The organism is Rheinheimera oceanensis (assembly GCF_018831085.1).
Lineage (GTDB): Bacteria > Pseudomonadota > Gammaproteobacteria > Enterobacterales > Alteromonadaceae > Alishewanella > Alishewanella oceanensis.
On the sequence record NZ_JAGPNM010000001.1, the window covers coordinates 965,004 to 978,338 of the forward strand.

The following is a 13,335-nucleotide window of genomic DNA, read 5'->3' on the forward strand; positions in this document are numbered from 1 at the left end:
GTTTTGATATGGGTATCGAATCCGTAATAAAAACAAAAAATTACTCTCATGCTGCATACTAACAAACCGATAATTAAACCCAAGGCTGGGCTGCTGAATTTAGCTCAGGAGCTTAATAACGTCTCAAAAGCCTGCAAGGTTATGGGCGTGTCACGTGACAAGTTTTACCGCTATCAGGAGCCTGTTGCTGAAGGTGGTGTTCATGCCCTTATCGATAAAAGCCGTAGAGCACCAAACCTCAAAAACCGTGTGGATGAAACCATAGAAAAGGCGGTTATTGATTATGCTATCGAGTATCCGGCTCATGGTCAGCACCCACCGCACCAGTAATGAGCTGCGTAAACAAGGCGTGTTCGTTCTGGCAACGGTGTTCGTTCTATCTGGCTACGTCACGATCTGGAGAACTTTAAAAAGCGTTTGAAGGCGCTGGAAGCCACCAAGGTGGCCGATAAAGGGATACTCCTGACTGACGCACAAATTGCTGCGCTGGAGAAGAAGGAACACGACGATGAAGCCTGTGGGGAGATTGAGACTGCCCATCCTGGCTACCTGGACTCGCAGGATACGTTTTACGTTGGCAACCTGAAGGGTGTAGGCCGGATTTACCAGCAAACTTACGTCGATACCTACTGTAACGTCCCGCATTGTAAGCTGTATACCACGAAAACGCCGATTACCGCAGCAGACTTACTCAACGATAAAGTGTTGCCATTCTATGAGACTCAGGGCTTGCCTGAGTTGCGTATTTTGACTGACCGGGGTACAGAATACTGCGGTAAAGTAGAACAGCACGACTATCAGCTGTATCTGGCAATCAATGACATCGACCATACCAAAACCATGTCGCCGCAAACGAACGGGATCTGTGAGCGGTTCCACAAGACCATATTGCAGGAGTTCTATCAGGTTACGTTCCGTAAAAAGCTCAATGTAGACCTGGCAGAGTTAAAAAAAAATCTGGACGAATGGCTGGTTTATTACAACAATGACCGAACTCATCAAGGCAAGATGTGCAATGGCAGAACGCCAAAGGATACTTTGCTGAATGGAAAGCAGGTTTGGGAGCAGAAGAATCTGACTCAAACCTAATCTGACAGACACCGTGGAAAACTGGTAACTGTCAGATCAAGTCTGAGCTAGTACACTTTGTAATAGCTGAAATAACGTTGGATGAGACTATAAAATTTTCTGTGTAAGTGGCTGTTTATCATAACGATACACGGTCACCGTACATGATCATAAACCGCGTCATGGCTGGCTTCCAATCTCGCAGTGGCATTGTCCACTTTTTAGCAATCTGGTGTAAAGCCAGATAGAGCAACTTCAGCACCGCATCATCACTTGGGAATGACCGTCTGGTTTTGGTGACCTGACGCAGGCTGGCATTGAGTGATTCGATAGCATTGGTGGTGTAAATCACCTTACGTATTTCGGGCGGATAGTCGAAGAACACGCTCAGCCTTGTCCAGTTGTCACGCCAGGACTTGCTGATACTCGGATGCTGGTTATCCCAGGTTTCGGCAAACTGTTCGAGCGCCTGCTCGGCCTGTTGCAGCGTGGCTGCGCCATAGATAGTTTTAAGGTCGGCTGCGACGGCCTTGCGCTCTTTCCAGCTAACGAAGCGCAGACTGTTGCGGATTTGATGCACGATACACAGTTGCACCTGTGTTTTAGGGTAAACCGCTTCTATCGCATCCGGGAAGCCCTTAAGGCCATCAACGCAGGCGATGAAGATATCTTCTACACCGCGGTTTTTTAGCTCGTTCATTACCGAGAGCCAGAACTTGGCACCTTCGGTTTGCGCTATCCATAAGCCCAGTAGCTCTTTCTCGCCATCCGTGTTTACACCAAGGGCAAGGTAGACAGACTTGTTCTGAATGCTGCCAGAATCGCGACTACGCACGACCAAACAGTCCAGATATACTATCGGGTATACCGGAGCCAGCGGCCGTTGCTGCCAGGCTTTAACTTCGTCCAATACGGCATTGGTTACCTGGGAGATAAAGGTCGGTGAGACTTCAACACCATAGGCTTCTTCAAAATGCGCCTGAATATCGCGGGTAGACATGCCTCTGGCATAGAGCGAGACGATACGCTCATCAAAACCACCGAGCTGTTTCTCGCCTTTCTTGATGAGCTTAGGCTCAAAGCTACCATTGCGGTCACGCGGTGTTTCAAGCTCGATATCGCTATGAATGCTGCGCACTGATTTACGGCTTTTACCGTTGCGGGAATTACCGGTATTTTTACCGGCGGCATCATGTTTGGCGTAACCAAGGTGCTGCTCCATCTCGGCCTCAAGAGCACGCTCAGCAATTTTCTTAGTTAATTGCTTAAGGATACCTTGCTCACCAAGCAGGTCTTCAGGGGATTTGTAGTCAGCTAATAACTGGTCGATAAGCTGGTCTGATACTGGCATTCTTTATTCCTTTCAAATACATGGGTAGAATGCCACTTACACAGATTTCTTACACTCTCCGTTGGATAATTTCCAATATTTTTGAAGCAACTTTGTCACTGCAATGATTAATAAAAAAATGGTCGCCATTGAAACGTGTTATATTTGTATTCTTGCTAGATAGCTCACGCCACGCAAACACATTTTTTTCCTCGACGCTGATATCTTGCTCTCCATGGAATATTTCAAAAGGTATATTTAGCACAATTGGTTCAGCAAGATATGTTTCTGAAATTCGGAAATCTGCCCGCAATAGTGGCAGTAGTAGCTCCATCAGCCCCTTGTTTTCTAGAACTTCACTCGGGGTTCCGTTGTGATTTTTCAGTTCATTCAAAAATTCATCTTCGGGCATATCATGGATACTTTTCACCAGTCCTTTGGTGTGTGGAGCTCTGCTTCCAGAGGCGATAACACATTCAGGTAAGTGCTTGTTCGCAGCCATCAACTGGCAACACAACTCATAGGCTACACGACTGCCCAAGCTGTGTCCAAACAGCACGTAAGGCTTTTCAACGATAAAGTCGGCATGATGCATTAGCTCCTTCATCAACGCTGCCATAGACTGATGCGCTGACTCAAAAATTCTTGTTCCTCTACCTGGCGGTTGCACAAAAACCAGTTCAGCATCTTCAGGGAAGAAATTTAGCCACGAAAAGTAAGTATTAATCCCCCCACCAGCGAAAGGAAAGCAAAACAACCGGACTTTTGCGTCAGGATTCGGGTTTCGTATTACGAAAAGCTTGTTTAAAGTCAACTTGAACTCCTAAAAGGTGATTCGTTACTATACAAAAACTGTTGAAGCAGAATTACAACCAGGTAATTTACGAGCAGGATACCTTATTCAAAACTTTCATACAGTTTACTATGCAATCAATGTTTAAAATTAGCACTCAGAGTAAGAAAATTGCACCTAATTATATTCAATTAATGTTACGCAAAGGTATCCAATGCAGATGGTTTAATATTATCCAGTCGTGCGTCATCTAGTGTTAGAGTCCCCTGTGACGGCTATTGCGGGCGATATTTCACGGTTATGTACAATGATGCCGAGAGCGTATTGTCATTGCTTATCCGTGGCCAACTTTATGATGGCGCGATACCCAGAGCGACTTAACGCGATTATCAGGCCAATATCACGAACGTTTTTTGAACAGTTTCAGCTCAGTTTTTGATGGTTTCTTGAGCGAAAAAGATCGACCATTAAACAAGCTGGACAGAAAACGAACACTCACGCTCTCGCCCTGACGCGACTATAAGTTACTCGACGTCATCGGAGCTCCGTTGTCGTAGTGCAGCACCGGCGGACTGAGAACCCAGTTTTCACTTAATACCGCGCGCGCGCTCAGTGCCGCAGCACGTCGCCACCGTTGCGCTAGTCCTTGGCAACGAACTTGCGGCTATAAATATCTGCCACCAGATACGGATACCAGTATGGCCCTTTGTACCAGAGACGGACAACAACTAAAATCCCGTGGCCACAAATCATTTGGACCACTAGCAACATAAATGCTCGGAATCAAGCGTGTTCGAGGTGGCGCTGCCTTTCTCCGCCAATTTAACTGATGATGCTTTCAGCACCCGGTAATATCCTGCTAAGACGTCAGAAACAAAACCACTACTTTACCATTAATTTTCACCTCAAAATCAAACGCTTATAAATTTATTAATGCAAGAAACCCCGACAATATCCGCATAGCGTATTTTGTCGGGATTCCTGAACCTCCAGAATCGTTTCCAGTTGATATTCTGCCAATTCAGGTAACGAACGATAATCAAAATCGTCATCAAGCACCAGCTATGCCAAGGTATAGACTTTAGCTATGCGGTCATAATAGCTAACCCCGCCAAGAACAGGATGAATACAAAAAACTCCTTTTGGCGGTGGACTGATTCAACTCCACCAAGGTAGCCAAGTCGTCATTCATACTTAGTCTCAATAGCCCTAATAATCGTTTCAACTCATCATTTCGGCACATCTTGTGGTGAAATCTTCAACTAAAGCGATCCAATCCTGTTCTTCCATTAAAATTCGGTGCCCGGCAAGTACACAACAGCTATGCTCACCGGCGTCAATATAAACAACTGCAAAAAGATTCTCATCGAACAGGTCGAAGCCTATAGCCATGTCTTTTTCTATGGCGGCGACCTTATCCTTGATTTCAGCGGCGTCAACGTCATGGATATCCTTCACCGAAATCACTTTTTTGACTGCGTTGCGGTCGAATTCGCGATACCATGCATTCACCACATTATCTTTTTCAACCAACTTGCAACTTAATTGGTCCTTCTGTTTAAGCAAATTACGAACCAAAGTACGCAAGTGAGTTTCGGTAAACGCTTTAGTAACAGGAACTATTGCAGTCCATCCAGATAAACTACGTTCCGCTATGTCATCCAGTATTTGCTGTTGATAATCGGTCAGCTTGATGGTGTCGGCATCGCAATGGTCTATCGGTTGTCCGCTAACGGGTTGTGCTTGCTGTTTGGCTGAAATGGCCTGGCACAATGCAGCAACCGTTTGGTTTTTCCAAATGTCACCCACCGTTAGCGTGAAACCAATGTTCGATGCCTCTGTCACCATTTGAATAGCCAACAAGGAGTTTCCACCCAGGTCGAAAAAGTTGTCGTTGGGTCCAATCGATTCTTTTTTCAGCAATTTACACCATAAATCAGCCATTTCCTGCTCTTGTGCAGAAAGAGTACTTTCCCCATCGTCTAAAGAAAATGCGGCCTCATAAAGGGGTAACTTCACCCTGTCAACATATCCGTCTTCCCCTACAGGTAGCGCCGGCACTACAACCACTAATTGAGGGCGGCTATAATCTGCTAACATTTCAACAAGGTAGAGTTCAAGCGTAGCACTAAAATTGCTCTCATCAAACACCGAATCATTGCGATTTTTGTGTGGTACTACATAAGCAATCAGTGCCTGAGACTCATCATCGGGATGTTGGCAGACAATAGCATCGTTTACCAATTCATGGCGGCAAATTTGCTGACAAATGAGGTCTGTTTGCATAGGAATACCATCAAGCTTGACCCAGTGTCGGTCAGCACCGGATTGCCGCTGCGGCGTACATACTTTACTCAATTGACAAAGCGGCATTGCAGGATTGTCCACTAATTCCTGCAGCAACTGTTCAAAGTGGTTGGCCATTATTTCGATAGTCGAAGCGTTAAATAAACTGGTGGCATAACTCCAATTTAACGACATGCCAAGGTCGTTCTCACTGGCAGTCAGTTCCAAATCAAACTTGATAATGCTTTCGCCACCGGGTAATCCACTAAGTTCAAGACCAGACAGTACCGGCACCGTTTGTTCGTTGTTTTGCAACACGAACATGATCTGGAATATCGGGTTGTGGCTCAAACTTCTCTTCAGTTGTAGTTCGTCGACGAGCATCTCAAAAGGTAGCTCCTGATTGGCAAAGGCACCAAGCGATTTTTCCTTGGTCTGTGCCAATACATCACCAAAATCGGCTGCTTCGGAAAAGCGATGCCTAAACACCAAAGTATTGATAAAGAGTCCAATCAGTGGCTCAATCTTTCGATGGTTACGTCCAGCGATAGGACTGCCTATCACGATGTCGTCTTCACCACTATATTGACTCAACAGATACGCGAAGGCACTTTCCAGCAACATGAACAAAGTCACATCGTGCTGTGAACACAACTTGTTAAGGCCATCCACCAATTTGTTGCCGATTTGCCGGGCGCAGGCGTCACCACGATAATCGGGTTTTGCCGGTCTTGCCCTGTCCAACGGAATGCCGTGAAGCGCCGGTATACCATGCAGCTCGGTTTTCCAGAAATCTAGCAATTTAGAAATACGTTCTTGAGTAAACGATTCGCGCTGCCAACGCGCAAAATCGGCATATTGTATCTCCAATGATGGCAAAGGATTCAGCCCGCCTTTGCTGAAAGCATTATAAAGAGCGACGAATTCACGGTTCAAAATACCCATCGACCAACCGTCCGATGCAACGTGATGCATGGTGTATAGCAGAACGTGTTTATGCTCAGCTAAATCGATTAGCATCACTCTGATCATCAAGTCTCGGGCCAAATCAAAGGGTTTGGTCGCCTGCGTCCGGAACAACCTTTCTACCTCGGTACGGCGCTGGTCTTCGCCTATTGCCGTCAGGTCCACCCGTTCGATGGCCACAGTTTTATCACGATGCACTATCTGGTAAGGGCCATCTTCATTGCGGGCATAGTTGGTCTGCATCACTAAGTGACGCTTTACAAGCACATCAAATACGCTTTGCAACGCAGCTATGTCCAAGTTGCCGGTTAACACCAATCCGGCTGGCATATTGTACTGACTATTACCTGGTTCGAGTTGGTCGATAAACCACAAACGCTGCTGGGCAAAAGACAGTGGTGCCGGTTGGCTCGACTCAACCATAGTAATGGTCTCATAAAGGCTTCTAGCCTGCTTGTCGATGTGGTCTGCCAGGGCTTTGACAGTGCTATGTTCAAACAATGCCCTTAAGATGTTTTCAACGTTAAACTGCTCGCTGACCGCGCTGGCCACTCGCATCGCCTTGATGGAGTTGCCACCCAAATCGAAGAAATTGTCGTTGATACCGATGCGCTCAAGGCCGAGGATCTCGATCCAGATCTCTGAAAGCTTGGTCTCGGTTGCACTGGTTGGTGCAACATAGGATTCACCGTCAGTTTCTTCGCCACTTGGTTGTTCTGGCTCTCCCTTTTGGCTGTCGAGACGTAACTGGCGATATTGCGCCTTAAGCACCTCGTCAACAACCTTTAATTCGCTGACCCGTTCGCACCGGGTCAAACCCATCAATATATGTTTCAATTGAGCCAGCAGAGTTTCGATGGTAGCAATCGAAAACTGTTCTTGGTAAAAACCCAATTGCACAACAAGCGATTGCTGCAAACTAACGGTAAAGGTCAGTTTGAAGTTGGTTTGTTCATTGCCACCTATGTCGTCAACAGTGATGGCGTCTTCCGACGGCTCATTATTAACTTCCATCGCCGCATCAATGGGGAAGTTTTCAAATGCCAGCAACGAATCGAACATAGTCATACCGGCTTTTACATTACTTTGCGCCTGAATTTGCGTCAGTGGCAAATAGCCGTAACTCATACTGGTTTGGAAACCCTGGTGCAATGACTCGATAAGTTTGATGATTTTATCATCCGGGTTAATCGATATCTTGACTGGAATGGCATTGATAAACAGCCCGACCATGGACTCGATTCCAGGCACTTCCGCCGGTCGCCCGGAAATGGTAGCACCAAACATCACGTGCTCCTGCTCTGTATAAGCATTGAGCAGCACCCCCCAAGCCAGCTGCATCAGGGTGTTTACCGTGGTTTGTTGTTTCTTGGCGAAAGCCTGCAATGTATCGGTGGCATCAACTTCCAATTTAAAGCCCAAGGTATAGTACCCTTGTCCGGGATCTTCTTTTGGCAGCAGATCTATCACCAACGGTGTCGGTTCAGCGATATCCGCCAGATACTCCTTCCAATACTGCCTAGCTTTATCCTTATCCTGCCTGGTCAGCCAGTCGATGTATTCCTGGTAAACGGCAACCGGCGGCAATTCGGCCTCACGTCCTTCCTGCAGCGCTTGATAGGCTAGCATCACATCACGGTAGACAATGGACGTACACCAGCCGTCAAGCAACATATGATGGTGGCTCCACAACATGGTGTAGCGACGATCAGTCAGTCTGAATAAAGTAATACGCTGTAATGGTGCTTTGGCGACATCGAAGCCTGCGGCCTTGTCCTGTTGACGAAACTGCTCAAACAACTGTGCCTGCTGCTCTGGAGATTTATCACGTAAGTCTTCTTCGTTCCAGGGAATAGTGGCCTGCTTGACTACCAACTGGTGAAGGTCGTCGCCCTCGCCGATAAACACGGTACGGAAAATATCGTAGCGGTCTACTACACTTTGCCACGCCTGACGGAAGTAATCAGTATTAAGCGGACCGTTGAAGGTCGGAAATATCTGGGTAACATAGGCTCCGGCTTCTAACATGGTGTGGAACAACATCCCCTGTTGCATTGATGTGGCTGGATATAACCGGTCGATGTCATAGTGACTTTGCCAATTGTCCAACTGTTCCATTGATACTTTGGCCAAAGGGAAATCGCTTGGGGTGTAGGTGCCACTTTTCACTTTCAGGCAATGTTCTATTACCTCGGCCAAACCTTGTTTAATATCGGCGGCCAACTTCTCCATGGTTTGAGTGTTAAATTGGGCACGACTGAAATCGAGGTTGAACTGCAACTTGCCTTGTACCGCCATACCATTGAGACCGAGAATATGATCCCTCAGTAAATGCGGGCTGACCGTGGTACCGGCAGATTCGGCCGCCACACCGAATTCAGTATCAGCACTCAACGATTGGTCGAACTGGCCAAGATAGTTAAATACCAGCTCAGCCGGACTTATCCCCGCCTCTTGCGGCCGGGCATCCTCAGACAGGTAATGCAATACGCCACAACCTATGCCGTTATTGGGAATGGATCGGTATTGTTCTTTAACATAGCGAATGAGACCGTCTACTTCATTGGCCTGACAACCCAATATTACCGGGAATGCCGTAGTGAACCAGCCCACCGTCTGGGTAGTGTCCAGATGTTCGAACAGATCTTCCCGGCCATGCCCTTCCAAGGTGATGCGTAATACTTCAACCTGGCACCAGCGTTTAAAACCTAGATACACGCCGCTAAGTAGCAGCTCATTAATAGTAGTGCGATAGGCGATGGAACATTTTTTAATTAAACTTGTTGTTTGCTCCTCACTTAAGATTATCTGCACCGTCTCAGTGGTTTCATAAGACGGCACTTCACTAACTTGGTTGTCCATCGGGAAAGCGGGAATTTCAGCATCCAACTTGGCCTGCCAGTAGTCTTTTTCCGACGCCAAGCGAGCGGAAGCAGCATATTCGGTCAACGTCGCGCCCCATTGTTGAAAAGACGAACTCTTCGGCGGCAGTGAAATTTCCATCCCGGCCAGACATGCCGCAAACGCCAGCTCAATGTCAGCCAACAATATACGCCATGAAATACCGTCAACCACCATATGATGCACAACCAACAACAAACGCGGATGCTCAGGGTGAGAAAAGTATACTGCCTTGAGCAGCGGCCCCTTTTCAAGATCAAGACTACGCTGAAAATACTCACACCTTTGAGTAACCGAATCGTCGCCCGGGGCAAAATCATCAGGCAGCGCTTCATTGAGACAGCTGGCTTCAAGCATTGCGTCATCAAATGGCACATGGCTGGCTCTCCAAATGGCACGGGCGGGCTCGAACCGCAAGCGCAGCGCATCGTGACGGTGATATAGCGCCTTAACTATCTTTTTGAGCATATCAAAATCAAGGGTGCTTGGCGGTACCAACAACATGGCTTGGTTGTAGTGATTCACAAAGCCCTTGTTAGTCATTAACAGCGACTGCTGAATAGGCAACAACGCAATCTCACCGGTCATCGCCTCTTGTGGCGTATCGGTAACCACTGCTTCTGTCGCCAGCGCCGCTAGTTCTGCCACAGTTTGGTTGCCGAACAGCTGCCGGGTAGTGATCCCTATACCGGCCTGGTTGGCCCGGGAAACCACCTGAATCGACAATATCGAATCCCCCCCGAGCTGGAAGAAATTATCATGAACACCTATGCGCTCGATTTTCAACAGCCGTTGCCAGATCTCACACAATTCTTGCTCGGTGGGGTTGCTCGGTGCGACGTAACTCTCTTCGAGCTGGGTCGAGATATCGACCTCTGGCAAAGCTCTGCGGTCGATCTTGCCGTTCACGGTCAACGGGAAGGACGGTAAAACCATAAATATCGCGGGCACCATGTACTCAGCTAATGATTGTTTGACTGACTGACGCAACTGCTCGACATATTTGAATTCGCGGAAGTCTTCATCAATTGGTACATCCGGCACCACATAAGCCACCAAGCGCTTTTCGCCGCCACTATTTTTAACCATGACTAGGCTGTCTTTAACCCCAGGTTGGCGGATAAGCTGAGAATTGATCTCTCCAAGTTCTATGCGGAAACCACGTATCTTGACTTGGTCATCGGCCCGACCAACATATTCCAAGTCGCCATTGGACAAGCGCCGCACCAAATCACCGGAGCGATACAACCGGTCATGCTGGGCATCATCATAGGGATTTTTAATAAAGCGTTCCTCGGTCAAGGCTTGGCGATTAAGATAACCCCTGGCAAGCCCGGCGCCGCCGACATATAGCTCTCCCGTTACACCTATCGGCAATATTTGACCATGGCTACAAACATAGGTCGACAGGTCGTCCAAGGGCAAACCGATATTACTCATGGTTTTGCCACCATCTTCAGCAGTAATCCGCCTGAAGGTAACATGCACAGTAGTTTCTGTAATACCGTACATATTGATTAACTGCGGTTTGTCGTAACCGAAAGCCTCGAACCATGGCGCCAAACGTGCAGGCTCCAAGGCTTCGCCGCCGAAGATCACATAACGCAAATCGCGCACTGTAGCCGTCACATCGATGAGATTGTAAAACGCTGAAGGAGTCTGGTTCAGTACCGTCACTCCTTCCCGGTGCAGCAATTCGTTAAAAGCTTTGGGATTACGCGAGATCTCAAACGGCACAACAACCAATTTGCCACCATACAACAATGCCCCCCAGAACTCCCACACTGAGAAGTCGAAGGCATAGGAATGAAACAGAGTCCAAACATCGTTGTGGTTGAAATCAAAATATTGTTCGGAAGAGGCAAACAGGCGAGTCACATTCCGATGGCTAATCATCACACCTTTAGGATTGCCGGTAGAGCCGGAAGTATAAATCACGTAGGCCAGGTTTGATGGTGTCAAGCCAATATCTGCAGTATCGACATTACTTATCGGATAATCTGCAAATGTTGCCCAATCATCGAGCATCAAAAGTTTTTGACCGTCGACAGGTATCTTTTCTTGAGTAGTCGTCTGGCACAATATCACGCCGATATTACTGTCTGACAACATATATTGCAAACGCTCGGTGGGGTGTTTGAAATCCAACGGCAAATAACCGCCACCGGCTTTCAAGATGGCCAGAATACCTACCGCCAGCTCCAATGAGCTTTGCACACACAGTCCGACCAGGGTATCAGGTTTGATCCCCTGCCCTTTAAGCCAATGAGCAACCTGATTCGCTCTTTCATTCAATTGTCGGTAGCTCAGGCTGTCTTGTTCGAAAATCACTGCGGTTGCATCCGGTTCGCGTTGCACCTGTTGTTCGAAAATTTGCTGTAGGCAAAGCGGCTGATCGTAGTTTTGTCCGGCTTGGTTCCACAGTGCTAACTGCAGCTTGTCCTGCTTTGTGGTAAAGCCAAGCTGGTACACCGGCAATTTCGGTTGCGCCACGATACTGCGTAACAACTCCTCAAAACTCGCCGCCATTCGCTCGATGGTCGAGATCTCAAACAAGCTGCTGGCAAAGCCCCAATTCATGTACAATCCATCGTCGAGTTCGCTGACCGCCAACTCTATGTCAAATTTGACCGTTACTTGCTTTTCCACCAGTCGTTCTACAGCCAAGCCCGCTAATTCCAGCGCAGCTCCGGGTTGCTGATTGTTTTGCATGGTAAACAGAATTTGAAACAATGGGCTGTGGCTCAAACTGCGCTCCGGTTGCAGCTTGTTTACTATCATTTCAAAAGGCACGTCTTGAATGGCATAGGCTTGCAGTGCCTTTGCCTTGTTTGCCGCCAAGTATTCAGTAAAGGTCTGTTCACCGTCAATCTTGTGACGGAATACCAGAGTGTTGACGAAAAAACCGATCAGTGGTTCTAGCTGGCTTTGAGTGCGACCGGCGAAAGGACTACCGATTGTAATATCGTCCTCATGGCTCCAACGCGCTACCAACAAAGCAAAGGCAGACTCTAGCAACATGAACATGGTCACGTCTTGGGCCCTTGCCAATTGCTGCAACTGACCAAGCAATCCGACGTCCAGAGTTTGCTTGACTACGGCACCGGCATATTGCTGTACAGCAGGGCGTGCCTTGTCCAGCGGCAGACTGTGAACACCTGCGACGCCCTCCAGCTCCTTTTGCCAGAATTCTAATTGCTTGGCAATCTTGTCGTCGTTGACGTTTTTACGCTGCCAATGGGCAAAATCGGCGTACTGGATCTCGAGCGGCGGCAGAGGATCGCTTAGACCTTGGGAAAATGCTCCGTAAAGCTGGATAAACTCCCGGGTCAACACGCCCATCGACCAACCGTCGGAGGCAATATGATGCATTGTAAGCATCAAAATATGTTCTTCGGCACCAAGTCTTACCAGGCTCACCCGCAACATCAAGTCTTTGCTTAAATCGAATTTGCCTACCGCCTGCTCATGAACCAACTGTTCGACTTTCTGCTGTTGCTCGGTTTGGGATGTTTCGGACAGGTCTAAATGCTCGATGGCAACATCAGTATGAGGTTGTACAATCTGGGCCGCAACCTCATCAACCTGGTCATAGACCGTTCTAAGTATTTCATGCCTTCGGACCAGCGCGTCAAGGGTCTGCTTCAAGGCACCAACATTTAATTGACCACGCAGGCGCAAAGCCATCGGCATGTTGTACTGGCTGGAACCGCCATCCATTTCGTCGATAAACCACAGTCGCTGCTGGGCGAATGACAAAGGTAGTGCGGCTTCGCCACGAACTACCGGTTCTATCTTTTCCTTATTGGCGTCAAGAACGTCAAACTGTGCGGCACTCAACAGTTCAATTAGTTGCTCTTTGGCATCGCGGATCTGTTGCCGCAGCTGATCTGTCATCGCGTTATTAGCGGCTTTTACTTTCAGTTTGCCTTCACTGAGATAAATGTGAACACCGTTGGCCTTTGCGTTCTTTAACAGGTGTAATGGCATT

The 13,335-nt window shown here is 47.8% G+C and carries 3 protein-coding genes and 1 pseudogene; 1 reads left to right on the plus strand and 3 read right to left on the minus strand.

What is annotated here, in order from left to right; genetic code table 11:
- The first annotated feature begins 48 nt into the window (after positions 1 to 48).
- Positions 49 to 1,089, plus strand: a pseudogene (locus J3B89_RS04410) (IS481 family transposase).
- A gap of 118 nt (positions 1,090 to 1,207) precedes the next feature.
- Here J3B89_RS04410 and J3B89_RS04415 read toward each other — a convergent pair.
- The 3 genes from J3B89_RS04415 to J3B89_RS04425 form a co-directional block, all read right to left on the minus strand.
- Complete coding sequence (locus J3B89_RS04415; RefSeq protein WP_215396271.1) at positions 1,208 to 2,419, minus strand: IS256 family transposase; 1,212 nt, start codon at positions 2,417 to 2,419, stop codon at positions 1,208 to 1,210.
- Between the two features lie 49 nt (positions 2,420 to 2,468).
- Positions 2,469 to 3,212: a thioesterase II family protein gene (locus J3B89_RS04420; RefSeq protein WP_215396272.1), complete on the minus strand. Its 744-nt coding sequence runs from the start codon at positions 3,210 to 3,212 to the stop codon at positions 2,469 to 2,471.
- Between the two features lie 1,200 nt (positions 3,213 to 4,412).
- Positions 4,413 to 13,334 carry a non-ribosomal peptide synthetase gene (locus J3B89_RS04425; RefSeq protein WP_215396273.1) on the minus strand — a complete coding sequence of 2,974 codons (8,922 nt, stop codon included), beginning with the start codon at positions 13,332 to 13,334 and terminating at the stop codon, positions 4,413 to 4,415.
- Position 13,335: the final 1 nt, after the last annotated feature.

What these genes read in the sequence shown, in the direction of transcription:
- J3B89_RS04425 (WP_215396273.1), bottom strand. Translation starts at nt 13,334, where the DNA reads ATGCCATTACACCTGTTAAAGAACGCAAAGGCCAACGGTGTTCACATT.
- J3B89_RS04415 (WP_215396271.1), bottom strand. Translation starts at nt 2,419, where the DNA reads ATGCCAGTATCAGACCAGCTTATCGACCAGTTATTAGCTGACTACAAA.